This is a genomic window from Pedobacter ginsengisoli (assembly GCF_002736205.1).
Lineage (GTDB): Bacteria > Bacteroidota > Bacteroidia > Sphingobacteriales > Sphingobacteriaceae > Pedobacter > Pedobacter ginsengisoli_A.
This window is the reverse complement of record NZ_CP024091.1, coordinates 1,294,146-1,320,984: the sequence shown is the minus strand read 5'-3', so window position 1 is coordinate 1,320,984 and position 26,839 is coordinate 1,294,146. Positions and strand designations below refer to the sequence as shown.

At 38.2% G+C, this 26,839-nt stretch carries 23 protein-coding genes; 17 read left to right on the top strand and 6 right to left on the bottom strand.

Annotated features, from left to right (window positions below; all coding sequences use genetic code 11):
• Positions 1-5: 5 nt before the first annotated feature.
• Positions 6-2,165, bottom strand: a complete 2,160-nt coding sequence (locus CPT03_RS05380) for a hypothetical protein (RefSeq protein ID WP_099437877.1) — start codon at positions 2,163-2,165, stop codon at positions 6-8.
• Between the two features lie 121 nt (positions 2,166-2,286).
• On the opposite strand from CPT03_RS05380, the gene cls reads away from it, so the two are divergent.
• Positions 2,287-3,738 carry a cardiolipin synthase gene (cls, locus tag CPT03_RS05375; RefSeq protein WP_099437876.1) on the top strand — a complete coding sequence of 484 codons (1,452 nt, stop codon included), beginning with the start codon at positions 2,287-2,289 and terminating at the stop codon, positions 3,736-3,738.
• A 445-nt stretch (positions 3,739-4,183) separates the two neighbouring features.
• On the opposite strand, the gene CPT03_RS05370 is transcribed toward cls, so the two are convergent.
• Together CPT03_RS05370 and CPT03_RS05365 are read right to left on the bottom strand one after the other, a co-directional pair.
• Positions 4,184-4,945 (bottom strand): class I SAM-dependent methyltransferase, encoded by a 762-nt coding sequence (locus CPT03_RS05370; protein WP_099437875.1) that lies wholly within the window; start codon positions 4,943-4,945, stop codon positions 4,184-4,186.
• A gap of 67 nt (positions 4,946-5,012) precedes the next feature.
• The gene (locus CPT03_RS05365; RefSeq protein WP_172954140.1) at positions 5,013-5,858 is read right to left on the bottom strand and encodes an endonuclease/exonuclease/phosphatase family protein; all 846 of its coding nucleotides are present in this window, start codon (positions 5,856-5,858) and stop codon (positions 5,013-5,015) included.
• A 159-nt stretch (positions 5,859-6,017) separates the two neighbouring features.
• Between CPT03_RS05365 and CPT03_RS05360 the strand changes: the two genes are divergently transcribed.
• Positions 6,018-7,415: a glycoside hydrolase family 140 protein gene (locus tag CPT03_RS05360; protein ID WP_099437874.1), complete on the top strand. Its 1,398-nt coding sequence runs from the start codon at positions 6,018-6,020 to the stop codon at positions 7,413-7,415.
• Here CPT03_RS05360 and CPT03_RS05355 read toward each other — a convergent pair.
• A complete protein-coding gene (locus CPT03_RS05355; protein WP_317044328.1) occupies positions 7,412-8,062 on the bottom strand; it encodes a Crp/Fnr family transcriptional regulator in 651 nt (216 codons plus the stop codon). The two genes, CPT03_RS05360 and CPT03_RS05355, sit on opposite strands and share 4 nt — an antisense overlap.
• 282 nt (positions 8,063-8,344) lie before the next feature.
• Here CPT03_RS05355 and CPT03_RS05350 point away from each other — a divergent pair, with 282 nt between their 5' ends.
• Positions 8,345-10,222, top strand: a complete 1,878-nt coding sequence (locus CPT03_RS05350) for a chloride channel protein (protein WP_099437872.1) — start codon at positions 8,345-8,347, stop codon at positions 10,220-10,222.
• Here CPT03_RS05350 and cobA read toward each other — a convergent pair.
• Positions 10,219-10,989, bottom strand: a complete 771-nt coding sequence (gene cobA / locus CPT03_RS05345) for a uroporphyrinogen-III C-methyltransferase (RefSeq protein WP_099441017.1) — start codon at positions 10,987-10,989, stop codon at positions 10,219-10,221. The two genes, CPT03_RS05350 and cobA, sit on opposite strands and share 4 nt — an antisense overlap.
• A 272-nt stretch (positions 10,990-11,261) precedes the next feature.
• Between cobA and nirB the strand changes: the two genes are divergently transcribed.
• Genes nirB through CPT03_RS05280 form a run of 14 tightly spaced genes read left to right on the top strand, consistent with a single transcriptional unit; the run spans position 11,262 to position 26,094 of the window.
• A complete protein-coding gene (gene nirB / locus CPT03_RS05340; protein ID WP_099437871.1) occupies positions 11,262-13,775 on the top strand; it encodes a nitrite reductase large subunit NirB in 2,514 nt (837 codons plus the stop codon).
• A gap of 45 nt (positions 13,776-13,820) precedes the next feature.
• Positions 13,821-14,165, top strand: a complete 345-nt coding sequence (nirD, locus tag CPT03_RS05335) for a nitrite reductase small subunit NirD (protein WP_099437870.1) — start codon at positions 13,821-13,823, stop codon at positions 14,163-14,165.
• 21 nt (positions 14,166-14,186) lie between these two features.
• Positions 14,187-15,092 (top strand): bifunctional molybdenum cofactor biosynthesis protein MoaC/MoaB, encoded by a 906-nt coding sequence (gene moaCB / locus CPT03_RS05330; RefSeq protein WP_099437869.1) that lies wholly within the window; start codon positions 14,187-14,189, stop codon positions 15,090-15,092.
• 3 nt (positions 15,093-15,095) lie between these two features.
• Positions 15,096-16,292, top strand: coding sequence for a molybdopterin molybdotransferase MoeA (locus CPT03_RS05325; protein ID WP_099437868.1), 1,197 nt, complete (start codon positions 15,096-15,098; stop codon positions 16,290-16,292).
• 56 nt (positions 16,293-16,348) lie between these two features.
• On the top strand, positions 16,349-17,656 hold the full coding sequence (locus tag CPT03_RS05320; RefSeq protein WP_172954139.1) for a NarK family nitrate/nitrite MFS transporter: 1,308 nt from the start codon (positions 16,349-16,351) through the stop codon (positions 17,654-17,656).
• A 22-nt stretch (positions 17,657-17,678) separates the two neighbouring features.
• The gene (locus tag CPT03_RS05315; protein ID WP_245869981.1) at positions 17,679-21,029 is read left to right on the top strand and encodes a nitrate reductase; all 3,351 of its coding nucleotides are present in this window, start codon (positions 17,679-17,681) and stop codon (positions 21,027-21,029) included.
• On the top strand, positions 20,953-21,189 hold the full coding sequence (locus CPT03_RS23285) for a bacterioferritin-associated ferredoxin (RefSeq protein ID WP_317044345.1): 237 nt from the start codon (positions 20,953-20,955) through the stop codon (positions 21,187-21,189). The genes CPT03_RS05315 and CPT03_RS23285 overlap by 77 nt, the downstream gene beginning before the upstream one ends.
• A 7-nt stretch (positions 21,190-21,196) precedes the next feature.
• Positions 21,197-22,684: a rubredoxin domain-containing protein gene (locus CPT03_RS05310; RefSeq protein WP_099437866.1), complete on the top strand. Its 1,488-nt coding sequence runs from the start codon at positions 21,197-21,199 to the stop codon at positions 22,682-22,684.
• Positions 22,685-22,688: 4 nt separating this feature from the next.
• Positions 22,689-23,420 carry a sulfite exporter TauE/SafE family protein gene (locus tag CPT03_RS05305; RefSeq protein ID WP_099437865.1) on the top strand — a complete coding sequence of 244 codons (732 nt, stop codon included), beginning with the start codon at positions 22,689-22,691 and terminating at the stop codon, positions 23,418-23,420.
• Positions 23,420-24,379 carry a GTP 3',8-cyclase MoaA gene (locus tag CPT03_RS05300; RefSeq protein ID WP_099437864.1) on the top strand — a complete coding sequence of 320 codons (960 nt, stop codon included), beginning with the start codon at positions 23,420-23,422 and terminating at the stop codon, positions 24,377-24,379. Before CPT03_RS05305 ends, CPT03_RS05300 begins: the two co-directional genes overlap by 1 nt.
• A gap of 3 nt (positions 24,380-24,382) precedes the next feature.
• Positions 24,383-24,616, top strand: coding sequence for a MoaD/ThiS family protein (locus CPT03_RS05295; protein WP_099437863.1), 234 nt, complete (start codon positions 24,383-24,385; stop codon positions 24,614-24,616).
• A gap of 1 nt (position 24,617) precedes the next feature.
• Positions 24,618-25,088 carry a molybdenum cofactor biosynthesis protein MoaE gene (locus CPT03_RS05290; protein ID WP_099437862.1) on the top strand — a complete coding sequence of 157 codons (471 nt, stop codon included), beginning with the start codon at positions 24,618-24,620 and terminating at the stop codon, positions 25,086-25,088.
• Positions 25,085-25,666, top strand: coding sequence for a molybdenum cofactor guanylyltransferase (locus tag CPT03_RS05285; protein WP_099437861.1), 582 nt, complete (start codon positions 25,085-25,087; stop codon positions 25,664-25,666). The genes CPT03_RS05290 and CPT03_RS05285 overlap by 4 nt, the downstream gene beginning before the upstream one ends.
• 23 nt (positions 25,667-25,689) lie before the next feature.
• The gene (locus CPT03_RS05280) at positions 25,690-26,094 is read left to right on the top strand and encodes a hypothetical protein (RefSeq protein WP_245869980.1); all 405 of its coding nucleotides are present in this window, start codon (positions 25,690-25,692) and stop codon (positions 26,092-26,094) included.
• A 3-nt stretch (positions 26,095-26,097) separates the two neighbouring features.
• Here the strand turns inward: CPT03_RS05280 and CPT03_RS05275 are convergent, their stop codons facing one another.
• Complete coding sequence (locus tag CPT03_RS05275; protein ID WP_099437860.1) at positions 26,098-26,787, bottom strand: Crp/Fnr family transcriptional regulator; 690 nt, start codon at positions 26,785-26,787, stop codon at positions 26,098-26,100.
• Positions 26,788-26,839: the final 52 nt, after the last annotated feature.

Sequence of the window (26,839 nt, the reverse complement as noted above, 5' to 3'; positions counted from 1 at the left end):
TAATGCTACAATGAAATAAGAACATGTATCCCATCAGGGTTATTATCAAAGCTTAAATAAACCGTATTTGAGCTCATATCCCATGATGTTTTGTAATCAGAAATTTTCTTCCCTGAATTATCTGTAATAGCAATATCAGCAGGTTTAGCCGGGAGCAAAACACGAATGCTATTTACAGTTTTTGCAGGGCTTTTACACACAAAAGAATATGTTTTTCCGTTTCTTTCTTCATTATATATTCTTGAGGCTGAAGCCAAAACCATAGGTTTAGTTTTATCTTTTACACGCTGTACATTATATAAAAGCGCTTGCTCCCCCGGCTTAATAACTTTCTCTGAAAGCACCGGTAAATTTGGATCAAAAAGATCAATAACAGGCCCCTTAATTTTATAGGGCTCAGTACTTACAGATTCATCCAATACAGAAACGATATCGTAAGCCCCTCTTTGCAAATAAAGGCTGTTTTTAAACAATAACTCTCCTGCCTTTGCATCATTTTTATAAGCATGCTTAACAATATCAAGATAAGTACCTGCCGAGTTTGCATTTAGCACAAATTCTTTAGGATTCTGTTTTATCAAATAAACGGCTCCTTTACCTACTGATTCTTTCTTGTTTTCAACAGGCTTAACGTTCATCAAGCTAAACAAATGGTCTGAAGGAACTTTAAACTGATTACCTTTAGTATTCCACCATTCCATTACAGATTGATAAGGATCATCATCGCGGCCACAATAAATTAAAACACCACCTTTTTTAACCCAATCAGCAAGGTACTTATGCACATCTGCAGAAACAGGTTTCATATTAGCATAACTTACAACCAGCACTTTGATATCTTTTAGTGTCTCTTTAAACAACAGGTTTTCCATATGTACTGTTTGTACAGGAACCCCATTTTTTAACAATGGCAGCGTTTGCCCGTAGAAATTAGAAAACTGTGGATCATCATATCCTTTATGATCCGGAAAACGTTGAAACATCAGGCTATTACTCATCAAAACGCCTATTCCGTTTTTACCGGTCACCCTATTTTCCGATAACGGCATATCATTTAATGCATTAGCCATCACCTGCATTTGAGTAGAATAGTACTTAGGAATTAACACCTCTTCCTTGCTATTGGCCAGCTTATATGGCCTGGTATAAATACGTTCAGGCCAAGGCATTACTTCATAATTATTTACCATAGGGTACAGCAACTTAGCTGTAAAAGTAGCCTGATAATTGAGCTTATAATCGCCCCAATCCCGCGGCCAATCTTCAATAGGATCTGTCAAAAAGAACATTTTCCGTCCGGTAGGCGCAGTCATAGAAACCATAGATCCATACTCAAGAAAAGCATTTTCAAATACCCGCTCCTTTTTCTGTCCATCAAAATATGTAGGCTCTCGCGATGTTCCTGTCCAAACCTGAGCAATATAACCGTCAATACCAGGCAACGAGGCTAAACTAGCTTCAGGACTAACAATTTGCCACGATGAATAATTAACCAATGAATGTGTAGCAATGTAAACTTTTATAGCCAGTCCCTTGGTTTTACCATACGATTTGGCATACGAAGAAACATCCTTAATGGCTTCGTAATATAAATGGTATTTTAATTTGCTGGACAGGTAGGTATTCTCTGCCGATTCATGTTGCGGGCGCCAATCAAAGCCATAATATTTTTTCCATTCCTGTTTAAACACCTCACTATATCCGGCTCTTGCCCAAAACTCCGGTTCTTCCAGATAAATAGAAGTTATCCCGGCGTCTATCACTTTTTTAATGATAGCCGTTTTCATATATTCAAGAAAAGATTGAACCGGCACAATATAAGGCACACCTCCCCCGTGCCAAATCACCTTTCCATTTCTCTCTACCTGCCCAATATCCTGATGATTTTTACCATCCCACTTGCCTAAAAAATAATCCTGATACTCGCCCCAGGCTATCCCTGTCATAAAATGTGTTTGATAACCATGATCTCTCCAGGAGTTTACGCGTTCCTGAAATGTCATACCCGGCCTGTCATTTGCACCATAAACAATTGCAATATCAGATCGTACATCTATTTCAGGTCTCCATGCGCTGCCAGTCTGAAATGCAGTTTTTTCTAATTGTGCATGGGCACCCATATAAATTGAAAAAGAAAATAACGCAAAAAGGATAAGTGTTTTCATTAATTTGGTTCTTAGGTTTGGTTAGTGTGTTGTTATTGTAAATATAAATTATTCATCTGTTTATTGGTCAGGATTTATTAACTTACTATATATCTATTGGTTTTAACCGCTTATCACTAATATGGACTGGCTACTGATTTCAGAAATCATTTACGTTCTTCTTCTAATCTTTGTCTGTCTGCGCATTATATACGATACCCGAAGCACAACCAAAACCCTTGCCTATCTATTGTTTGCCATATTTGTACCCTTTTTAGGAATGCTATTCTATTTCTTTTTTGGTATTAATTACCGGCACCGAAAAATGTACAGCAAAAAGCTTTATGAAAATGATGATCTGGCAAATAAATTCAGACACGATATAGTTCAGTATTCAGAACTCACATTTAAGGAAAACGGAAATGCCGTGATTGGCAATAAGGAACTGGCATTTATGATATTAAAGGACTCTATGAGTCCGTTAACTGCAAAAAATTCTTTAAAATTATTGATAAACGGCGAACAAAAGTTTCCCGAAGTGTTAAATGCCATTAAAAGTGCAAAACACCATATCCATATTGAATATTACATTTATGAAGATGATGAAATAGGCGCCGAGATAAAGCGGGCACTAATCGAAAAAGCTAAAGAAGGTATTACTGTTCGCTTTATTTATGATGATTTTGGAAGCCGCAGCATCCGGAAAAAGTTAGTTCCACAATTGGTAGAAAACGGTGTGCAGGCCTTCCCTTTCTTAAAGGTCCATTTTATGCTTTTTGCCAACCGGCTCAATTACCGTAACCACCGTAAAATAATTGTAATTGATGGTGTTACAGCCTTTGTGGGTGGTATTAATGTTAGCGACAGGTATATTAATAACGGATCTGACAAACTCTACTGGCGTGATACACACCTGCGGATTGATGGTCCGGGAGCACAATATCTGCAGTATCTATTTTTATGCGACTGGAATTTCTGTGCTGATGAATTGTTACAACCCAATACAGACTTTTTCCCACCAAAACCAGCCCAAACAGGAAATGACAATAAAATTGTTCAGATTGCTGCCAGTGGCCCTGATTCAGAATCGCCAACTATTTTGTTTTCCATCATTCAGGCCATCAATCTGGCAACCAGCGAAATACTAATCACAAGTCCTTACTTTATTCCCGGCGAAAGTTTACTTGATGCATTAATCATCGCTTCGTTAAGTGGAATTTCAGTTAAACTTTTAGTACCTGGCATTTCAGATTCTATACTGGTAAACTCGGCAGCAAGATCTTACTATAGCGAGTTGCTAAATGCCGGTGTAGAAATCTATCTGTACCAGAAAGGCTTTGTACATGCCAAAACAATGGTTACTGATAAGAAGATTGCCATGGTAGGCACTGCAAATATGGATTTCAGAAGCTTTGACCTTAATTTCGAGGTAAATGCAATTGCATATGATACTGCAATTGCAACCGAGCTTAGCGATATTTTTTACAGGGATTTGAAAGATGCATTAAAAATTAATCCTGTTTATTGGAATTCGCGTCCTATGTACAAGAAACTATTGGAAAAAGCAGCAAGATTACTGTCGCCACTGCTTTAGATTTTTTCATGATTTCTGTTTTTATGTGATTAATTAATTTTTTATTACTCAATAATTTTTGGATCCTTTCTGGAACCTTCAGATGTGTCGGCCCTGGTACCAATATTAAACGAACCTTATATGGCTCTGGTCGAACGAGGTACGAACAAAACCCGTTTCAGTCTGCCCCCAAAACCGACTATATTATTAACCTGAGCGGTTGTCGTTACCAATGCCAAAGCAAACCCAAAATCGATCTTATTTTTAGGTTATTACAGGTTTTCAGTTGCTTTCATTAATTTAAATATACGAGAAATAAAAAATCCAACTGACGCAATATGCGCTTTATACGTTCTGTGCGTTTTATACGCGTAATATGACTTAAAAGTTATAAATTAAGCTATCAATAGCTTTTTAAATTTTCTCATTACACTATAATCAATTCCTGATACCGGGTAGATATCATTTAGCAAACCCTGCCAATATATACTTTAGTATCGTAATGAATGGTAATTGAATTATCTTCCTTATAATGCTCAAAAAGCTGTTTTAGGTCTGCAACCATTGCTTCGTACCCATCTTCTCCCCTGGCAGGCATATAAGAGGATGAAAATAACCTCCCCTGCAAACCATAAAAATCAAAAACCTGTTTGTTCTGAAAAAGATGATAGGAAAAAGATTCAGGAGCAAAAAAATCTCCGATTTTAATTTCATCAATATTTCTGTGATCTACTTTCATATAATCGCTTCCGTGCTTAATGATCAGTTCATCGTACGCAACCTCAAAATCAGATTTAGTCTTTCTTTCGTTCCATATAAGTACTACTAAACCTTTTGGCTTTAATATTCTGCTAAACTCAGATCGGGCAGCGGCCCTATCAAACCAGTGAAAAGCCTGCCCGGCTACAACAGCATCAATGCTACCGGTTTCGAGCGTTGTATTTTCAGCCGTTCCATTAACTGCGTGGAATGCAGGAAGATGTCCAAGAAGCTCAATAGCCTTCTCCCTCATCTCCATATTTGGTTCAACAGCAAAAACCTCATATCCTGAATTAAGAAACAGTTCAGCAGAAATTCCTGTACCTGCTCCAACATCTGCAATAATTTTATCCGGAGATAAACCAAATTGGGATTGTAGAAAATCGATGATCTCTACCGGATACCCCGGACGGTATTTAACATAGTCTTCAACCCTGTTACTAAACCTGCTTGTATTGTCTTTTGCCATAATAAATATCCAACAAAAAAAAGGCCATACCACTATAAAATGGTATGGCCTCTCTATTATAAATGGATTATTTTACTAATGTTACATTTACCAGAATCGGGAAGTGATCTGAAACAAACTTACCATGATAAGTATCAGTAAGTATCCCCCATTTATCGGCTTTAAAGCCTTTGGTTACAAATACATGGTCTATAATTTCATAACCATCTACACTTTTACCCCAGGCATTAAATGATGAATTATTTGCATACGGATTTTTAACCTGTGTATAGGTATCAGTTAAAAGGCCTGAATTAGCTAATGTTAAATACCATTCGCTTTTTTGGCCACCATTTAAATCTCCGGTAAAAATAGCTGGTGCATCACCTGCAATTTCACTGATCTTTTTTACAATCAGCTTGCCGCTTTCTACACGTGCAACCTTACCCTGATGATCAAAATGCGCGTTAAAGTAGTAAAACTTCTTACCACTGCTTATATCCTGAAGGTAAACCCAGGTACAAATACGGTTGCAGCAGGTAGCATCCCAGCCTTTTCCCGGTTTATCGGGAGTTTCAGATAACCAAAAATCACCTTTAGCAAGTAGTTTAAATTTATCCTGACGGTAAAAGATTGAAGAGTGTTCGCCAGCATCTTTACCATCATCACGGCCTAAACCGTAATGTGCATATTCTGGCAATAGTTTACTTAAATCATCTACCTGATTCTTTAATCCTTCCTGAATACCAAAAACATCGAACTCATGAAACCGTAAAAGATTTGCCGCTACCGGAGCTCTTTGAGCCCATCTGTTGCCTTCATCTCCGGCATTATCATAACGAATGTTAAAAGATCCGACAGTGAATTTCTGAGCAGAAGCACTAATGCTTATTGCCATCAAAAATAAAGAAAGAATGATTTGTCTTATTTTCATTGAAGTATAAATTTACTTTTTAATGTTCTTCCATCTTGAAGCCTGTCCAAAAGTAGAGTTCCAATATGAACAGGGTGTTAACTCTTATTATTTGGTTATATTTAGTTAATTAAATATATGTAAAAGTTGCTCACTTGCTTATAATAACTCATTAAATATATGGAGATCAGAAAAAAACACCTGACATTCTTATTGATGTTCATTTCAGTAAACATTTCTGTGGCATATGGTCAAAAAATAGGCCGCAAAAATGTAAAAATGCAAAGACTGCAGGTATCTGACAACCACAGATTCCTTGTTTATGCTAATGGCAAGCCATTTTTTTACCTTGGTGATACTGCGTGGGAGTTATTGCACAGACTAACCCTTAAGGATGCTGAAATCTATATGGACAACCGCAGGGCTAAGGGTTTTACTGTTCTTCAAACAGTAATATTAGCGGAGCTGGATGGTATAAATGAACCAAATGCACTGGGGCATAAGCCATTGAAAAACAACAACATTTCTGAACTTAATGAGGATTATTTTAAGGACATTGATGCATTTGTTGAACTGGCTGCCAGTAAAAATCTGTATATGGGTCTTTTACCATTGTGGGGCGATAAGGTTTTTAAAAGCACCTGGGGTAAAGGCCCTGAAATTTTTAATGTTCAAAACGCAAAAGAGTACGGAAAGTTTCTTGGGAACAGGTACAAAAATCAACCTAATATCATTTGGATTTTAGGTGGCGACCGCAATCCCCGTGGCGAAAAAGATGTGGCTATTTGGCGCTCTTTAGCTGAAGGTATTGCTGAGGGTGCCGGTGGTAATGATAAAACTCTGATGACTTTCCACCCTCAGCCTAAAGAAAATGGTGGTTCATCAACCTGGTTTCATAATGATGAGTGGCTGGATTTTAACATGCTGCAAACAGGACATTGCAGAGATGGAAGTAATTATGACAAGATCACTTACGATTACAATTTAAAACCAACAAAGCCGGTAATTGATGGCGAACCACTTTACGAGGATCATCCGGTTTGTTTTGATGCAAAAAAGTATGGATTCTCAACTGCAGATGATATTCGAAAATTAGCATACTGGCAAGTATTTGCAGGTGCATTGGGCCATACTTATGGTTGCCATGATATTTGGCAATTTTATGCTCCCGGGCGCGAACCAGTAAATTTAGCCAGACATTACTGGAAAGAAGCAATGGATTTGCCCGGTGCAAAACAAATGGGTTATGTAAAAAAATTAATCCAATCGCAATCTATGCTGGATAGAATTCCCGATCAGGATTTAATTTCAGGAGAAAACCCTAAAGATGGAGCCTACTGTAGTGCCACGAGGGCTAAAGATGGACATTATGCTTTCATTTACACTCCTACCGGACGCAAATTGACAGTTAATACAACTAATCTTAAAGGAAACAGATTATTTAAAGCAAGGTGGTTTAACCCACGCGATGGGGTATTTAGTGCTTCTTTCAAAATTGAAAGAAAGCCACAGCTCAGCTTTACACCTCCAACCAGCGGGCAGGCCATTGATTGGGTACTGGTATTAGAAAAAGGCTAATGATTAATACCTATAATCTCTGATAGTCCTTTTTCATTTAATACAACGATGTTTCGGCCAGAAACCTCAATCAATTTATCTTTTACAAAGTCGTTGCTTACTTTAAATAAGGTTTCATATGTTGTTCCGGCATACGATGCGATATCTTGTCTGCTTAATCCTAAAGCAATAAACCCATTCTCATCAACACCAAATTTATGCAGAAGTGCTAAAATTGATTGCGCTATTCTTGCTTTAACAGACATATGGGCCAGATCGCGCATTGCACGATGAGAATCTTGCAATTCATTGGCAAAAAACTGCATTAACCTGTATGTTAATTCTGTATTTACTTTTAAAGTGGTTTCAAAGAAATCTCTTTCCAGATAACATACGGTAGTATTTTCTAATGCCGTAGCAGATACAGGGTACAATGGCTTTTTCCCTAAACCCAAGTGACCTATGATGTCTTCCGGTCCGGCAAAACGAATAATCAATTCCTTTTCCTTATCCCATCTTTTATGAACCTTAACAACACCGCTGTATACAAAGTAAATTCCATTCACCGGATCGCCTTCTTTGAAAATTGCTTCGCCTTTTTTTACTTCAAAGTTCTTTTTTTGAATTTCAAGCGCTGGCAGCCATTCTGGCAAACACAGTTTACACAAAAAGCAACTTTTAAGATTACACGCATTACGAGACTCCTTCATTTTTAAACGGGCTTTTGATTTGCAATAATACCATATAAATATCAAAAAAGAAGAATAGACAGACTAGAGCGAACACAAAAATATTATAAAAACAATATAAATTAATTAATAATACAAAATAACAAAACAATTAATATTGCATATGCAATAAAATTAGCTTTAAAACAACATAAAATAACCATACCTTTGTGCCCGTAAATAAAATCACTTATAATTTAACACTAAAAAATTTTCAGCTAAATGAAAAGGCCGTTGCATACAAACGGGATTCCGATATCCCCCTCCTTAGATTATTTAACCCAATCAGTTGATGATTCAAAGAAGGGCTACTTTCAAAAAAAACGTTTACTACAAATTTCTTTACTCTCTATTGGTGTCGCAATTGCCATTAGTTTAGTCGCTAAGGTTTTAATTGCTCTTATAGATCTTGTAACTAACATAGCATTTTATGGTACTTTTGATTTAAAATTCAATAGTCCGGCAAATAATCACCTGGGGATATGGGTTATAATCATACCCGCAATTGGGGGCGTTATGGTTGGGTTAATGGCCTTATATGGCTCTAAAGCCATCAGAGGACATGGCATTCCAGAAGCTATGGAGCAAATTCTGGTTAACCAAAGTAAAATAAAACCATCAATTGCACTTTTAAAACCTATCTCTTCTGCAATAGCAATAGGAACCGGAGGGCCATTTGGCGCCGAAGGCCCTATTATTGCAACAGGTGGAGCATTAGGCTCTACATTAGGTCAGCTATTTAAAATTACACCTAATGAACGTAAAATCATCCTTGCCGCAGGAGCTACCGCAGGTATGTCAGCCATATTTGGAACACCTATAGCAGCTATTTTCCTGGCAATTGAACTTCTTCTGTTCGAATTTTCGCCAAAAGCCATACTCCCAGTTGCGCTGGCTTGTATTACCGGTGCTGCCGGGCATCAGCTTCTGTTTGAGTCGGGTCCTGTATTCCCAATGCCAGAGCTTAGCTCACCATCAAATATGGCTCTGGGTATATATAGCTTTATGGGGATCATTATCGGTTTTGTATCATTAGGGCTAACTAAAATAGTTTATCATATAGAAGATGCTTTTGAAAAACTACCTATCCATTGGATGTGGTGGCCGGCAATTGGCGGCTTTGCAGTTGGGATAATAGGCTTTTTAGCACCACACACCTTAGGTGTTGGTTACGATAACATAACCAGTGTTTTATCAGGAAAAATACCTTTGGCTTTGATGCTGAGCCTATGCTTCTTTAAATTTCTATCATGGGCAATTGCACTTGGCAGTGGTACCTCTGGAGGTACACTTGCCCCCCTATTAACAATTGGAGGTGCAGCAGGAGCTATACTTGGCTCAATTACACTTCTTCTGTTCCCTAACTCTGGCATTAGTATACCCATGGCAGCTTTAGTTGGTATGTCATCAATGTTTGCTGGTGCCTCAAGGGCTTACCTAACCAGTATAACCTTCGCACTGGAAGCCACAATGCAATCGCATGCGCTATTGCCTTTACTTGGAGCCTGCACAGCATCATATCTTATATCTTTCTTTTTCATGGAAAATACAATTATGACTGAGAAAATTGCAAGAAGAGGAATATACACTCCAGATTCATATGAACCTGATGTATTGCGAAAAATGACTGTAACAGACGTACTAAAAACAAATAGCATTGTTATAAGTACAAAGAATAGCATAAGTGAAATCAGATCATTCTTTGACCTTAACCCACCTTTAGAAAATCACTTTATAGTAACTGATGAGGATGATAATTTTAAAGGAGTAATTACACTTTCGAGCTTATACAATAAAAAATACGATGCAGATGGTCCAATAGCAGAGATTATGGAACAAAATACACCTACAATTGGAAGCAACGACAACTTGGCGAAAGCTGTAGAACTGATGTCTAAAAGCGAAGAGGAGTTTTTACCGGTTGTATCTGCCACAGAAAAAAGCAGAATAATTGGCTTACTTACTTACAAAGATGTGCTTACCGCATACAAAATACACCTGAAGGAAAATCAGGAAGCAGGAATAAGCCTGTCGTTAAAGCGTCAACGCATCAAAATACTAGTAAGAGGACGTCAATTGATCCACAAAGCAAAAGACTAAGCAGATTTATGCGCTTGCTGAGCCGCAATGAATTCTGCCGCTTTTACAACATCGCCAATTATTATAATTGCAGGATTTGTAAGGGCGGAATTCATTGCAGCCTCAAACAAATCTTTTACCTCGCAAACAACCCGCTTTTGATGTGGCATTGACGCATTTTGGATTATTGCCGCAGGAACAGCTCCTTTTCCGGACATAATATAGGCTAAAGAAATTTCCTTAAGCTTTTTCATCCCCATATATATAACAACGGTAGCTTTGCTTTTAATTGCAAGTTGAAGATCAGCAGACAAAGTACCATCCTTTTTGGTACCGGTTATAATCCAGAAACTTTCACTTACACCACGATGAGTTAAAGGTATATCACTCAATCCACTCGCCTGCATACTACTAATACCCGGCACATAGTGAGATTCTATACCATGCTCACGGGCAAATAGAATTTCTTCAAACCCTCTTCCAAAAATAAAAGGATCACCACCTTTTAAACGAACTACATTTCCCCTGGTAAATGCATAATACTTTATAAGCTGATGAATGGTTTCCTGTGAAGTGCATAACCCGTATGGTTTTTTACCCACATAAATTTTCTCGCAATCGTTGGAAGCTATGTTTAGCAACTCTTTGTTTGCTAAATTATCATAAAGTATAACTTTTGCAGCTTTTAAAACATTAAAACCTCTAATAGTTAGCAAATCTGGGTCACCTGGACCAGAACCAACAACAAAAAACGTAGGATTATCTATTTTTTTCAAAGAATTACTCATAAAAATCATACTAAATATTAAAAAATATAATTTAATACTACAAAAATAGGATATAAATAACAAGAAAACATAATTTTAATTCATTTTAACATAAAATATAAGATAAAAATTAAATATAAATCATAAAATAATTCAATTTAGTATTTATAATTTACAATAAACATGATTAAAATCATATAAAAATTATAATAATATAAATTATTGTATATATTTGATCAAACAAAACACAATTAATAGAAAAACAGAATTAATAAACCAACAAAATTTAAGTTATGAATCAAAAAATAATAGTCGTAATAGGAAATGGAATGGTTGGATATAAGTTTTGTGAAAAAATAACCGACAAATCTGATAATTTTAAAATTTTTGTGTTTGGAGAAGAACCAAGAAGAGCTTACGACAGAGTTCATTTAAGTGAATACTTTAACGGAAAGACCGCGGAAGACCTATCTTTATCTCACGAAAACTGGTACAACGAAAAAAATATTACCCTTTATCTTGGCGATCCGGTAAAGGAAATTGACAGAGATAACAAAACCATACATTCAAATAAGGGGCTTACTTTAAATTACGATTATCTGGTTCTTGCAACAGGCTCATCAGCTTTTGTACCGGATATCCCTGGCGTTGACAAAGAAGGAGTTTTTGTGTACCGCACAATTGAAGACCTTGAACTTATTAAAAATTACGCTTTAAATGCAAAAACAGGCGCTGTTTTAGGCGGAGGGCTACTGGGCTTGGAAGCAGCAAAGGCTTTAATAGATTTAAACCTCGAGGAAACAAATGTAATTGAGTTTGCCCCAAGGTTAATGCCAAGACAAATAGACAACACCGGAAGCTTAATGCTGCAAACTAAACTCAACGCACTTGGATTAGCTATACACACCAATAAAGGCACCAGCAGCATAGAAGGAACAGACCGTATTGAAGCGCTAAAGTTTAATGATGGTAGTGAATTAAAAACAGACATACTGGTAATTTCAGCTGGAATTCGCCCCAGAGATGAACTCGCAAAACTTTGCGGCATTGAGGTAGGCACCAGAGGTGGAATTCTGGTAAATGAATTTATGCAGACCAGCGACCCATCTGTTTTTGCAATTGGAGAGTGTGCTTTATTTAATCATAACATCTATGGACTAATTGCTCCGGGATATGAAATGGCTGAGGTTGTGGCAGCTAACCTCTGCGATGGCAATAAAACATTTAGTGGATTTGACATGAGCACCAAGCTTAAACTTATTGGTGTAGATGTTGCCAGCTTTGGAGATCCATTTATAACAGAACCAGATTCAAGAAGCATCTTATTTGAAGATACTCACAAAGGAGTTTATAAACGCATTAACATCAGTAACGATGGAAAATATTTGCTAGGAGGCATACTAATTGGCGAAGCAGAAGCTTATAACATGCTACTGCAAACGGTAAATAATAAAATTGCACTCCCCCCTAACCCCGAAGACCTAATATTAGGATCTCGTGGCGGTAACACGCAAACTGAAAATTCAGGATTGGCCGGACTTCCTGATGATGCATTAATTTGTAGTTGCGAAGGTGTATCTAAGGGACAGATTTGCGACTCTGTCTCTTTAGAGGGATGCGAATCGGTTGATGCTATAAAAAAATGCACAAAAGCAGGTACAGGATGCGGAGGCTGTATACCAATGGTGAAGGATTTGATGCTGCACACCATGAAAGAAAATGGCAAATACGTAAGAAATGTAGTTTGTGAGCACTTTCAACTGAGCCGTCAGGAGTTATATGATCTTATAAAAATACACAACCTTAAAAATTACGAGCAAGTACTGGACAACGTAGGCAAAGGCGATGGCTGCGAAATTTGCAAACCGCTGGTATCATCACTTCTGGCAAGTATCTGGAATGACATGATCCTTAAAAGAGGTAATGATACCGCCCAGGACAGCAATGACAGATTTTTGGCAAATATTCAAAAAGGAGGAACCTACTCTGTTGTTCCAAGGATTCCGGGAGGCGAAATTAAACCGGATAAACTTGTTATTATTGGAGAGGTTGCCGAAAAATATGGTTTATACACAAAAATAACCGGCGGGCAACGGATAGATATGTTCGGGGCACACCTAAGTGATTTGCCACTAATTTGGGAAGAGTTAATTGCTGCAGGTTTTGAAAGCGGACATGCCTACGGAAAAGCCTTACGAACTGTAAAGAGTTGTGTTGGTAGTACCTGGTGCCGTTTTGGTTTACACGATAGTGTAAGTTACGCCATCAGAATAGAGGAACGTTACAGAGGCTTAAGAGCTCCGCACAAACTAAAATCAGCCGTTAGTGGCTGCATCCGCGAATGCGCAGAGGCACAAAGCAAAGATTTCGGAATTATAGCAACCGAAAAAGGATGGAATTTGTATGTATGTGGAAACGGAGGCAGTAAACCGCAGCATGCACTACTTCTGGCTTCAGATGTAGATAGTGAAACATGCATCAAATACATCGACAGATTTTTAATGTTCTATATCCGCACTGCTGATCCGCTTACAAGAACTGCCCCATGGTTAAATAAGATGGAAGGTGGAATTGAATACCTGAGAAATGTGGTGGTAAACGATAGCCTGGGAATGGCTGAACAATGGGAAATTGAAATGCAAAACATTGTTGACAGCTACCAATGTGAATGGAAAACGGCAATTGAGGATCCGGAAATAAGAAAAAGGTTCAATCATTTTGTGAATGCTCCTACAGAGAGAGATCCAAGTATAAAATTTGACGAAATGCGTGGCCAAAAAAAGGCTGCAAACTGGACAACAGTTTAACCTGAAATAAACAAACCTATTTATACACTAACAAAACAGAAAATCATGGTAGAAATTACAACAAACTGGTTTGAAGCATGCCGCGTTGAAGACGCCGTACAAAACGGAGGAGTATGTGTTAAATGCGGAGAGGAACAAATTGCACTATTCTATTTTACCCGCAGAAATGAATGGTACGCAACACAAAATTTATGCCCCCACCGCAGACAAATGGCTCTTAGCCGTGGTATGATCGGCTCTGTTGGCGAAGACCCTAAAATAGCTTGTCCTTTTCACAAAAAGACATTTTCACTTTCTACAGGCGAGTGCCTGAGCGGAGATGAATGCGCCATCCAAACCTACCCTGTTAAGGTTGAAGATGGGCTAGTATACATCGGCTTACAAAATTAAAAGATCACTTTATTAAAAAATATGCGCGACATAACCAGCAAACAAATCACATTAAGAACAGCCAGAGCAGTTGCATCAATTTTTTGTTCAACAGAAACAATTTCCTTGATCAAAAACAATGAACTCCCTAAAGGCAATCTTTTTGATGTGGCCAGAGCAGCTGGTTTTTTAGGTGCCAAATTAACCCCTCAACTACTCCCTCATTGCCATCCTGTTAATATTGACAGTATGGATATCTCTTTCAGCTTTAGCAAAACAGGTATCGAAATACTAGGCGAGGCAAAATCCATTGGTCGCACCGGTATAGAAATGGAAATTCTTACAGCTGTTTCTATTGCTGCATTGGAGATCTACGACATGCTAAAACCTGTAGATACTCAGTTAGAAATTGGCAACATTAAACTTCTGCAAAAAACTGGTGGTAAAAGTGATCGAAAAAAATACTTCTCTACCTCTCCTAGCTGTGCAGTTTTGGTATGTTCAGACTCAACCGCAGCAGGAAAACGTGAAGACAAAAGTGGATTATTAATCAAAAGTATACTTCAACAGGCAAACGCAAAGGTAGTGGCTTACGAAATAGTTTGTGATGACAAAGAACTAATACAAAAACAGATATTAAAATGGGTTGCAGAGGATATTCATTTCATTTTTACTACAGGAGGAACAGGATTAGGACCCCGCGACAATACAGTTAGTGCTGTAAGTGAAATACTGGAACGTGATGCCGACGGAATTACCGAAGCCATGAGAAATTTCGGACAAATGCGAACCCCAATGGCAATGATGAGCAGGGCTGTTGCCGGATCCATTGCACATTCCCTAATTGTAACATTACCCGGAAGTACAGATGGCGCAAGGGAATCTATAGAGGCTATAATCCCCGGCATTTTTCATGCACGGAAAATGATGAAAGGTGGAGGACATTAGCGTATGATAAGTTTTGAAGAAGCTATAAGTACAATATCCAGTCTGGCACAACCCTTCGAGAAGGAATACATAAGTCTGGAAAACGCTGAAAACAGAATATTAGCCGAAAATATTTATGCCGACCGCGACTATCCCCCATTCAACAGGGCCGCTATGGATGGCTACGCAATTATGCTTAGCGACTGGAACAAAGGCTTAAGAACCTACAGCATAACCGAAATCATTTATGCGGGTGACGTTTCAAAAAGTGACTTAACCTCCGGACATTGCTACAAAATCATGACCGGAGCGGCTACTCCAGAAACAGCAGATGTTATCATTAGAAAAGAAGACACACATGAAATCAACAATGAAGTCTCTATAATAGCCGAAACAGCAAAACATTTTCAAAACATAGCCCTAAAAGGGCAAGATGTTAAAAACCAAGCTCTAATACTATCTGCTCCTCACAAATGCACTCCACAAACTATAAGCCTGCTGGCCGCCGTAGGAAAAGCAACATTACAAGTTTATAAATTGCCTACAGTTGCGGTTATAACTACCGGCAATGAAGTGATAGCACCAGGCAAGCCAATAGCGGCCCATCAAATTCGTAACAGCAACCAATTCCTTTTAAAAGCACTTTTAAAAAAATGGGACATTACCCCCCAAATTTGTGAGCATATACAAGACAATAAGGAAGCACTCACAAAAGCATTTAAAGAAGGCATTAAAAATCAACTTGCCATTATAAATGGAGGCGTATCTGCAGGTGATGCCGATTATGTACCGGCTGTTTTAAAATCCCTGGGTGTTGAAATGATATTTCACAAAGTTAAAATACGACCTGGAAAACCATTATGGATAGGAAAAACCCCAACAGGGGGTATTGTTTTTGCACTACCCGGCAATCCACTATCCTGCCTTACTACCTTCACAATATTCGTGGAAGATTATCTGTACAAATGCTTCGGCTTCTCTAACCGCCCTGTATACAGGTTCCCTTTACTAGAAAACAGAATTAAAAAACATCAGTTAACAGACTTTTTCCCTGTTAAAATCAACAGATTACAACAGGGCCTAAACCTTATCCCTTACAATGGATCTGGTGATATTACCGCAGGCCTTGATGCAAGCGGACTGGCACTTCAGCCTGATGTAACAGAAGAATTTAAAAAAGAAGATATCATTAGTTTTTACCCATTTAACAATAGTTTATAGCGAAAAATTTTACCCCCCTTCACCAAACAAATCCTGGAACCTAAATCTCACGAATTATGACCGAAGAACTTAAACCACTAAAAAAACTTAACATCTTTTCAACGAAAGGCATTCAAATGAAAACCTTTCACATTACCTGGATAACCTTCTTTTTCTGCTTTTTTGGTTGGTTTGGTGTAGCTCCGCTCATGCCTCTTATCAGAGAACAATTGCATTTAAGTAAAGACCAGATTGGCAATATCATAATTGCATCGGTTTCAGCAACAATTATTGCCAGGCTAATTATCGGCAAACTATGTGATACTTTAGGACCTAGGTTATCCTATACAATACTTCTTGCCCTTGGTTCAATCCCTGTAATGTGCATAGGGCTAAGCAACAGCTACGAAAGCTTTCTTTTGTTCCGCTTTGTTATTGGAATTATCGGCGCTTCGTTTGTAATTACCCAGTTCCATACTTCAATGATGTTTGCCCCTAATGTAATAGGAACAGCAAATGCAGTTACAGGCGGATGGGGAAACCTTGGTGGCGGAGTTACAAACCTGATAATGCCCCTTGTAGCAGCAGGCTTTGCCGGAATGGGCTTTGTAAGCCATGCAAACTCATGGAGAGTTGCCATGATAATTCCCGGAGTAATTCTATTAATTATGGCTTTTGTTTACTACAGGTATACAAAAGATACTCCCGCCGGAAACTTTAAAGACCTGCAGGTTATTAAAGTTAAAAAAGCCCAAAAGGGTTCTTTTATAACGGCATTAAAAGATTACAGAACATGGGTGTTAGCATTAGCTTATGCGGCATGTTTTGGCATAGAAATAACAGTTGATAATGTAGCTGCAACCTTTTTTACAGATCAGTTTGGAGCATCAATCATCATGGCCGGTGCAATGGCAAGCATATTTGGTGGTATGAATATTTTTGCAAGGGCACTAGGCGGTTTTGTTAGCGATAAAGTAGGAAAATCATATGGTCTTAGAGGCAAAGGAATATTACTAGGGATGCTTTTAGTTTTAGAAGGAATTGGCATTAGTTTGTTTGCGCAATCTCAAACATTAGGCCTGGCAATAGCAGCAATGCTTTTATTTGCACTATTCCTAAAGATGGCCAATGGTGGAACTTATGGCATTGTACCTTTTATTAATAAAGATGCAATTGGTTCAGTAAGCGGCATTGTAGGTGCAGGCGGAAACATTGGCGCTATGCTGGTAGGCTTTCTATTTAAATCAGAACACCTTACCTATGCCGATGCATTTCATTACATCGGTATTGGAGTAGCCATAATTGGCCTTCTGGTATTTATTACACGATTCCAGTTAAAAAGATCTGAAAATACAGAAACAGTAAATCAGTTTCAACAAGCTTAATTCTAACTAACGGAAAAAGCGTATGTCTGGAGATAAGAACAAGATTTTTAAAAGTACCTGTTGCTATTGTGGCGTTGGCTGTGGCGTAAACATTACTTTAGAAAAAAACAAAACCATTACAGTGCAGGGCGACAAGGACCATCCTGTAAACCATGGTATGCTTTGCAGCAAGGGCCTTAATCTCCAATATACAGTAAACGACAAAAGCGATCGCCTGCTTTACCCTCAAATGAGGTATAATAAAAACATGCCGATGCAAAAGGTAAGCTGGGACGATGCCTTAAACCGGACGGCAGCTGTTTTTAAAACGTTTATTGATAAATACGGACCAGACTCTGTTGCTTTTTACGCATCCGGACAATGCCTTACTGAAGAATACTATGTTATCAATAAATTAATTAAAGGCTTTATAGGCAGCAACAATATCGATACCAATTCCCGCCTTTGTATGAGCAGTGCGGTTACTGCTTATAAAATGGCTTTGGGCGAAGATAGTGTCCCTATTTGTTATGATGACATTGAACTTGCAGATTGCCTTTTTATTACCGGTGCCAACCCTGCGTGGTGCCATCCAATACTTTGGCGCAGAGTTGAGGCCCATAAAGCTGCAAATCCTAACGTTAAAATTATTATTGCTGATCCTAGAATTACAGACTCTTGCAGCCTTGCAGATCTTCACCTGCAAATCAATCCGGGAACTGATGTAACACTAAACCATGCAATAGGACGAGCTCTTATTGAAACAGGAAATGTTGATATTGATTTCATAAATAACCACACAGAAGGCTTTGCAGATTATAAACAAAGGGTATTTGAAAGAACCTTGTCAGAATCAGCCAAAATATGTGGAGTTACCGTATCTGAAATACTACTTGCGGCAACATATATTGGTGATGCCAAAGGCTTTTTAACCATGTGGACAATGGGACTTAACCAAAGTTCTATTGGTGTAAACAAAAATCTGAGCCTGATTAACTTAAATCTAATTACAGGCCATATTGGAAAGCCTGGTTCAGGCCCCTTCTCACTTACCGGACAGCCCAATGCCATGGGTGGCCGTGAGGTGGGCGGCCTTGCAAATCTTCTTCCGGCACATCGTGATTTATCCAATGAAGCACATCGTCAGGAAATACAAAAATTCTGGGGTGGCACTACAATTTCCGGCAAAACAGGACTTACGGCTACCGAAATGTTCGAAGCGCTGCATGATGGACGACTTAAAGCAATATGGATACTTTGTACAAACCCCTTAACAAGCCTGCCTAATGCCCGGTTTGCTGAAGAAGCGTTAAAAAGAGCAAAATTCGTTGTTGTACAGGAAATTACTGATAAGGCAGAGACACTTGCCTATGCTGATGTTATTTTACCCGCAGCAGCCTGGACTGAAAAAGAAGGTACAATGACCAATTCTGAAAGAAGGATTAGCCACCTGAACAAGGTTATTGAGGCACCCGGCGAAGCCCTTCCGGATGCCGAAATCATTTGCCGTTTTGCCAAAAAAATGGGCTACAAGGGTTTTGAGTATAACAGCATGGAGGATATTTATAAAGAACATGCTAAACTCACCTACAGAACCAGTATTAACATACACGGGCTAGATTATAAACAAATTGACAAAAGTCATACCCTGCAATGGCCTTTTAACAAAAGAACTGAAAGTGGCACAAAACGACTGTTTACAAATCATTTATTCCATACCAGCTCAAAGAGAGCAATTATACATAGCCCTTCAGATGAAATAAAGAGCGAACTTCCTGATGAGGATTTTCCATTTATATTAACCACAGGCAGGATTCGGGACCAGTGGCACACTATGTCTAAAACAGGCAAAGTAAGTAAGCTTAAACAGCATATTAAAGATGCCTTTATGGAAATCAACCCTGCCGATGCAGCGTTCTTATCTATAGAAGACAATCAGGTTATAGTAGTCCGATCCAGAAGAGGTGAAGTGCAGGTAAAAGCCAGACTATCAGCTTCTATAAAGCAAGGCGTGGTATTTCTGCCTATGCACTGGGGAAAAATATTGGGCAGCGACTTAAACCGGGCCAACAATATTACCAGCACCATTTTAGACCCAATATCAAAAGAACCTGATTTTAAATATTGTGCTGTAAGCATTGAAAAGTTCAAAAAGGATTTCCAAAAAATAGTGATTATTGGTGCAGGAGCCGGCGCATATGGCTTTGTCAAATCTTATAGAGAAATTAATAAGGACGATCAAATCACAATCTTCAGTAAAGAGAATTTTCCGTTTTACAATCGCGTAATGCTGCCAGACTACATAAGCGGAGAGCAAAAGTGGGAACAGCTGGTAAAAATGAAAGACGATGAAGAGCCTGAGTATAATATAAAGCTGTTAAGGGGTGTAAGTGTAGAGAAAGTTAATAGAGAACAGAAATACGTAACAGACTCAACAGGTAAAAAAACTTCGTACGATGTGTTGGTAATGGCTACCGGAAGCCGCTCTACCCTTCCTAAAAATGCGCCTTCATTACCCGGCATATTTACTATGAGGAGCCGGACAGATGCAGATAATTTCAAAAAACATATCCCTAAAAACGCTCATGTAGTTGTTGTAGGTGGTGGTTTACTTGGTCTGGAAATGGCCGCTTCATTACGAGAAATTGGGGTAAAAATAACCATCATTCATAGGGTATCCAGATTTCTAAACCGACAACTTGATCCTTTGGGAAGCCAGATGCTTCATGATGAAATGGTAGATCAGGGCTGTGATATTTATTATAATGATGAAGTACAGCTTTACTATGGCCGCTCTAAGCTTACCGGTATAGAACTAAAAAGCGGACGCAGAATTAATTGCGATGCAATTATATTAGCTATTGGCACCACTCCTAATATTGAACTGGCTAAAGAAATAGGACTGGAATGTAAGCGCGGCGTACTTGTAAATGAGCGCTTACAAACTAACGATCCTTCCATTTACGCAATAGGCGAAATTGCCGAATTTGAAGGAACACTATACGGAATAACCGCAGCGGCGGAACAGCAGGCCGAAGTGGTAGCTAAATTTCACAATGGAGACATTAGCAGCTATTACAAAGGTAGTCTGTTCATGAACATCATAAAAATCCATGGATTTGATCTATGCAGCATCGGACTATCGGAATGCCCGGATGATAAAAACTACGAAGAGATTGTTTTTATAGATAAGGCAAAGCGCTATTATAAAAAATGTATTATCCATCAGGACAGACTTGTTGGAACAATCCTTATCGGGGATAAAACTGAGTTTCTTGAATTTAGGGAACTAATAGCCAATAAAATAGAGCTAAGCGATAAAAGGTTACAGTTGCTTAGAAGCGGCAAAAAAAAACGAGCCTGTATCAGGCAAACTGGTATGCAGCTGCAATAATGTTGGCGCAGGAAATATCCTCAATAAAATAACCTCAGGCTGTTCCGATTTTAAGAAATTATGCGAATCAACAGGCGCAGGAATGGGATGCGGCTCATGCAAACCTGAGGTTAAGCTTATACTTCAGGAAGCATTAAAAGAAGAGGTTTTAGAAAAATAGAACTGATATGGAAAACAAGGAAATAAAAAAACATCAAGTTAAAGTGAACCTGCCCGGTGGCATTGTCTCTGTTGGTGATCTTTTACAGATCCTTAATATTCTTGAAGAATCAGGGATTGAAAACGTAAGATTCGGCACCAGACAGCAGCTTTATTTTTCTGCTGATGAGGATAAACTGGAAGATATAGAACATGGGTTCTTTATATCAGATACTGAGTTTGAAATTGACACTGATAAACAGCCAAACATCATTAGCTCTTATGTAACAGAAGATATATTTAACAATTCAAATTGGCTTCGCGAAGGAGTTTACAGAGACATTTTGGATTCTTTTAATTATACACCAAGACTAAAAATCAACCTGGCAGACAACAGTCAAACCTTAATTCCATTTTTCACCGGAAATCTAAACTTTATCTCATCAGAGATTGGCAACTATTGGTATTTATACATTCGCTTTCCAAGAACTAACATCATTTATTGCTGGTCGTCCTTAATTTACTCTGAAGATATTGGCACCCTTAGTAAACTTGTTGAAGATGCAATATTTAACAATAAAAACTTGTTTTATGATCAGGTAAGTATTGATGGACAACTACTGGAAAATGAAGTAAAATTAAAAGGAAGCATTTTATACCAACCACTCTCCGCTCCGCTAAAACTACCTGATTTTCAATTACCTTACTACGAGGGCTTCAATAAATACAATGACAAATATTGGCTGGGAATTTACCGTAGAAATGAATTATTTCCGGTATCATTTCTTAAAGACCTTTGCGCAATCTGTGCAAAAACACGCATAGGCCAGCTGTATACTACTCCTTGGAAATCAATTATCATTAAAGGCGTAGAAACAGACGACAAAAAACTATGGAATGCCGTACTGGATAAGAACCGCATAAATGTACGTCATGCTTCCAACGAGCTAAATTGGCAAAGCGAGGATCTGTGCGAATATGGACTTAACCTTAAACGCGAGCTCATTACTGAGTTTAACAAGGTAGATTTAAGAACCTTCAAACTTTGTTTTGCGGTTAAAACGAATCCTAAAAGTGGTCTTTTTGGATCGGTAATTATCAGAAAATGCACCAATAGCAATGAAGAAGAGGAATGTAAATTCGATATTCTGCATACTACAGATTTCAACCCCAATTCAAAGAATTTTACACTTTATAAAAGCAACATTTTAAGAGCATCATTAGCTCAGGAATTGATGCAGCTCTGCAACAATTATTATGAGCTCCAAACTTTATCAGAAATCTCTTCGGCAAACAATTATTATGACTCAGAATTGGTTACCGAAGTTGAACATGTTATTGTTCACCAGTGCAATCATTGCTTAACCATATACGATGAAATATGGGGCGACGAGGCGAATGGGATATTACCCGGCACCAGCTTTTCAGATTTAAAAGAAGATTACAGCTGTGCAATGTGCGGGGCTCCAAAATCAGATATTATTCCAATTCATAAAGAATCAGTATTAACAGTTTAAAATTATGGCATTAGACATTAGCATAGCATTATCTTTATTTTTAGTAGGTTTCCTGTATTCTTCTGTAGGTCATGGTGGTGCAAGTGGCTATATAGCTGTGCTCTCGCTATTTGCCATTCCGGTTACTACCTATAAACCTCTAATTCTTGTTTTAAACATTATTGTGGCCGGCATGGCATTTTATCAATTCTGGAGATCAGGATACTTTAAGTGGAAATTATGCAGAACCTTTTTAATAACCTCTATCCCCTGTGCCTTTATCGGTTCCAAATTCCCAATTCATGGAAACGTATACAACATTTTGCTAGGACTGGCATTGGTGCTGCCAATAATTAAATTACTTGGAATTACCCCTGATGTAAAAGAAGAGAAAAAGAAAGTTGTCGTAGTTCCTGCATTAATTATTGGGGCAGTAATTGGTTTTCTTTCCGGAATGCTAAACATTGGCGGAGGCATATTTCTAAGTCCCGTTCTCATCTTATTATCATGGGCTAATGCCAAAGAAGCAGCGGCGGCATCAGCACTTTTTATAGTTTTAAATTCTCTTGGCGGACTGCTTGGCAACTCCACCGAAATCACCATAACCTCCTCATCGGCTTTATGGTTTTTAATGGCTGCGGCAGGTGGCTTTACTGGTTCGTACTGGGGTAGCTGGCGCTTTCCTCAAATCACAGTACGCTACCTGCTAACTGCAGTTCTGGCAATTGCATCATGTAAACTAATATTTTTTATGTAATGACGGCACTTAGGGATAATTTAGGAAGAACTTTCAAAACGCTTAGAATAAGCCTGATAAACACCTGCAATCTGGCCTGCACATATTGTACTTATGGTAACGATGAAAGCAAAGAAAATTACACCAAACATGAGTCTAATGTAATTTCAGTTCATGAAATGCTAAACCTGATTAAGCGCCTGCATGCAAGGTTAGAGCTAACAACAATACGTTTTACAGGAGGCGAGCCATTGCTTTATAAAGAGCTTACCACCCTAATTACAGGAACAAGGGACCTTGGAATAGGTAACCTGAATTTAACTACCAACGGACTTTTGCTTCAAAAAATGGCTCCGGCTTTAAAAGCCGCTGGTTTACGCTCTGTTAATGTATCATTGGATGCTATTGATCCTTTAACCTTCTTTAAAATGAGTAGACGACATGGATTAGAACAAACACTTAGCGGAATTGAAGCCGCAATAAACGAAGGCATAGAAGTAAAATTAAATGCTGTGATTATGAAAGGGATGAACGACAACCAGGTAATCCCACTATTAAAGTTTGCTTTTAGTAAAAACATTAAAATTCGTTTTCTGGAAATCATGTCGATGGGCCATTTGCACGGTAAGATTGATGAGTATTTTTTCTCACAAAAAGACATATTGTCTCTTATAAACAGGTATTATAATTTCAGCCCGGTAAGCAGATCGGATAGTGCAACGGCCAATTACTGGAGAACCGAAGAAGGTCACCATTTTGGAATAATAGCTAATGAAAGTCACCCCTTTTGCGCCGATTGTAATCGGTTACGACTTGACGCTTACGGAAACATCTATGGTTGCCTAAGCAACAACAATCCGGTTTCTATTGCCCATACAAATACCGCTGGTTTTGATTTCAAATTAAGAGAAGCACTGGCACAAAAACAATCTATAAAATTCACAGGAAGTAAGTTAAGCATGCTTCATATAGGAGGATAAAAAATGAGAATCGAGGTTTTTGCAATTTTAAAGGAATATTTCAGCAAAGAGTTTGAAATTAACGAGAGGCTAAAAACAATTGAAGAGCTTAGGGCACATTTGACCATCATAAATCCCGCCTCTTCTAAAATACTTAAAATATGTCGTTTTGCCGTGCACGATGAGTTTGTAGCAGACCATTATGAACTTACAGGCACCGACAACATTGTTATCATACCACCTAGCAGCGGAGGTTAATATGGACTATATAACAAATAAAGATTTAGACCTGGTAGGATTGCTTCAAAAAGCGCATCATCCGGCTGCCGGAGCTGTAGTATTGTTCAGTGGCGATGTGAGGGATAATAATGTCGGGAAAACAGTCGATTTTCTGGAATATGAAGCTCACACTTCCATGGCCTCTAAAATGATCGAAAGCATTTTAATTGATGCAAAAAATAGATGGAGGCTTAATATAGCTGTAGCTCAGCACAGAACAGGAAAAGTCGGGATTATGGAAGCAGCAGTTGTTGTAATTACAGCTTCTGCACACAGAGCCGAAGCCTACGCAGCTAACCGTTATATAATAGATAGAATTAAACACGAGGCCCCAATATGGAAATGTGAATTCTTTACAGACGGGACAAAGGAATGGGGAGGCAATTGTAATTGCCATAAAGACACCGGCGACGTTAACAAACACATTTACGAATTCGAAGATATATTATGATAGGTGTAGTATTATGCGGTGGAGAAAGTAAAAGAATGGGATCAGACAAAGGCCTTTTATCAGTTGGTTCCCTTACCTGGGCTCAACATGCCGAGGCAAAACTTGCAGAACTGGATATCCCTGTAGTAATATCCATTAACCAGACTCAGTTGCCAAAGTACAACCACATTTATAATACAGAAAAACTGATAATAGACACCATAAACGTTAAAGGGCCACTTAAAGGTTTATTAAGTGTGCATCAATATTACCCTGATGATGACTTAATGCTACTGGCCTGCGACATGATAGATATGGATGTTGATACACTGCAGGAATTAAAGAAGAACTATTACATAAACCCTCATTTTGATTACTATTTGTACCAATGCGATGGTTTTATGGAACCACTATGTGCAGTTTATCCTGCCGAAACATTAAAAGCTCTTATAAAGATCATCGATACTTCAGAGCTTACCCATTTTTCAATGCATAGAATAATTAAAGAATCCAACTATAAAACTATTGAAATAAAAGAGAAAGAGAAATTTTCCAATTACAATACCGCCAACTATTTACGAGCAAAAACAAGCAATTAAGTTCACATTTAAATTATCATTTCATGAAAGCACAATTACAAATTGCCATTTATGGCGTACTGGCACTCTGCATGCTCAATTTTAAAGGAAAAGCTCAAACAAGTCAAATTAAACCTACTCTATTTGAAGGGGTTGTGGTATTAAGCTATATTGATCATGGTGCTGCAATAAACTGCACAGGGCCAGCCATTAAATTCACCAGCAAACCGTTCAGTTTATTAGTTGGCTTATTACCCAGTTTAAAAATTAAAGAAGATAAGTCGGCAGGCAATGCACCTAAAAATGCAATTATTATGCCTTCTCTAGGCTGTGGGGTAACCGCAATTTATAAGCACATTGCTTTACAAATGCCCATGCTTTATACGGCAAAAACAAGTACTAAAGATGGAAAATGGAACGTTGGAGTGGGCTTAGGATATAAGTTTTAAAGTTTATGCAATAAGTGTTAATGCCTTTAAACCTCTGGGATCTTTAACACTTATTGCTTTTCCGGTAACCGATATCAGATCTTCTTTAACTAGTTCATTCATCATCCTGAAAACAGTTTCGTATGTTGTTCCGGTAAAAGCTGCAAGGTCCTGTCTGCTAAGCGTAATATTGATATGTCCCCTGTCATTTACTCCAAATTGATCTTTAAGCTGGATTATAGATAAAGCCAAACGGCCTTTAACAGACATATGTGCAAGATTCCGCATCCTACGTTCCGACTCTTGTAACTCATCGGCATAAAACATCATCAATTGAAAAGTAAGCTCTGAGTTTATTTTAAGGGTCGACATAAAGAAATCTAGATCAATAAAACATACCGATGTAGCTTCAAGTGCAGTAGCAGATATTGGAAAAACTGCGCTCCTGGTACTTAAACCTCTATGGCCAATAATTGCACCATTGCTGGCAAAACGAATTATCAGTTCCTTATCTCCCCAGGTTTTATGTATTTTAACCTTGCCCTTATTAACAAAATAAATACCATTAACAGTATCCCCTTCTTTAATTATAACCTCTCCTTTTTTTACCAGAAAATTCTTCCGATGAGTCTCAATAGGTAATTTCCATTCCTTTAAAACCAATCTGCACATTAAGCAGCTTTGCAAATCACATGCTTTTGTATTTTTCTTCATAAAAACCGGTAGGCTAAAAAGATTTTGTCTTAGTTAACAAAGAAACAATAAA

Excerpts from the sequence above, each read along its gene's own strand:
- moaCB (WP_099437869.1), top strand. The coding sequence starts at position 14,187 with ATGCGCGACATAACCAGCAAACAAATCACATTAAGAACAGCCAGAGCA.
- CPT03_RS05365 (WP_172954140.1), bottom strand. The coding sequence starts at position 5,858 with ATGAAAATAAGACAAATCATTCTTTCTTTATTTTTGATGGCAATAAGC.
- nirD (WP_099437870.1), top strand. The coding sequence starts at position 13,821 with ATGGTAGAAATTACAACAAACTGGTTTGAAGCATGCCGCGTTGAAGAC.
- CPT03_RS05380 (WP_099437877.1), bottom strand. The coding sequence starts at position 2,165 with ATGAAAACACTTATCCTTTTTGCGTTATTTTCTTTTTCAATTTATATG.
- CPT03_RS05320 (WP_172954139.1), top strand. The coding sequence starts at position 16,349 with ATGACCGAAGAACTTAAACCACTAAAAAAACTTAACATCTTTTCAACG.
- nirB (WP_099437871.1), top strand. The coding sequence starts at position 11,262 with ATGAATCAAAAAATAATAGTCGTAATAGGAAATGGAATGGTTGGATAT.
- cobA (WP_099441017.1), bottom strand. The coding sequence starts at position 10,989 with ATGAGTAATTCTTTGAAAAAAATAGATAATCCTACGTTTTTTGTTGTT.
- CPT03_RS05360 (WP_099437874.1), top strand. The coding sequence starts at position 6,018 with ATGGAGATCAGAAAAAAACACCTGACATTCTTATTGATGTTCATTTCA.
- CPT03_RS05280 (WP_245869980.1), top strand. The coding sequence starts at position 25,690 with ATGAAAGCACAATTACAAATTGCCATTTATGGCGTACTGGCACTCTGC.
- CPT03_RS05315 (WP_245869981.1), top strand. The coding sequence starts at position 17,679 with ATGTCTGGAGATAAGAACAAGATTTTTAAAAGTACCTGTTGCTATTGT.
- CPT03_RS05350 (WP_099437872.1), top strand. The coding sequence starts at position 8,345 with ATGAAAAGGCCGTTGCATACAAACGGGATTCCGATATCCCCCTCCTTA.
- cls (WP_099437876.1), top strand. The coding sequence starts at position 2,287 with ATGGACTGGCTACTGATTTCAGAAATCATTTACGTTCTTCTTCTAATC.
- CPT03_RS05275 (WP_099437860.1), bottom strand. The coding sequence starts at position 26,787 with ATGAAGAAAAATACAAAAGCATGTGATTTGCAAAGCTGCTTAATGTGC.
- CPT03_RS05305 (WP_099437865.1), top strand. The coding sequence starts at position 22,689 with ATGGCATTAGACATTAGCATAGCATTATCTTTATTTTTAGTAGGTTTC.
- CPT03_RS05370 (WP_099437875.1), bottom strand. The coding sequence starts at position 4,945 with ATGGCAAAAGACAATACAAGCAGGTTTAGTAACAGGGTTGAAGACTAT.
- CPT03_RS05310 (WP_099437866.1), top strand. The coding sequence starts at position 21,197 with ATGGAAAACAAGGAAATAAAAAAACATCAAGTTAAAGTGAACCTGCCC.
- CPT03_RS05295 (WP_099437863.1), top strand. The coding sequence starts at position 24,383 with ATGAGAATCGAGGTTTTTGCAATTTTAAAGGAATATTTCAGCAAAGAG.
- CPT03_RS05285 (WP_099437861.1), top strand. The coding sequence starts at position 25,085 with ATGATAGGTGTAGTATTATGCGGTGGAGAAAGTAAAAGAATGGGATCA.
- CPT03_RS05290 (WP_099437862.1), top strand. The coding sequence starts at position 24,618 with ATGGACTATATAACAAATAAAGATTTAGACCTGGTAGGATTGCTTCAA.
- CPT03_RS05325 (WP_099437868.1), top strand. The coding sequence starts at position 15,096 with ATGATAAGTTTTGAAGAAGCTATAAGTACAATATCCAGTCTGGCACAA.
- CPT03_RS05300 (WP_099437864.1), top strand. The coding sequence starts at position 23,420 with ATGACGGCACTTAGGGATAATTTAGGAAGAACTTTCAAAACGCTTAGA.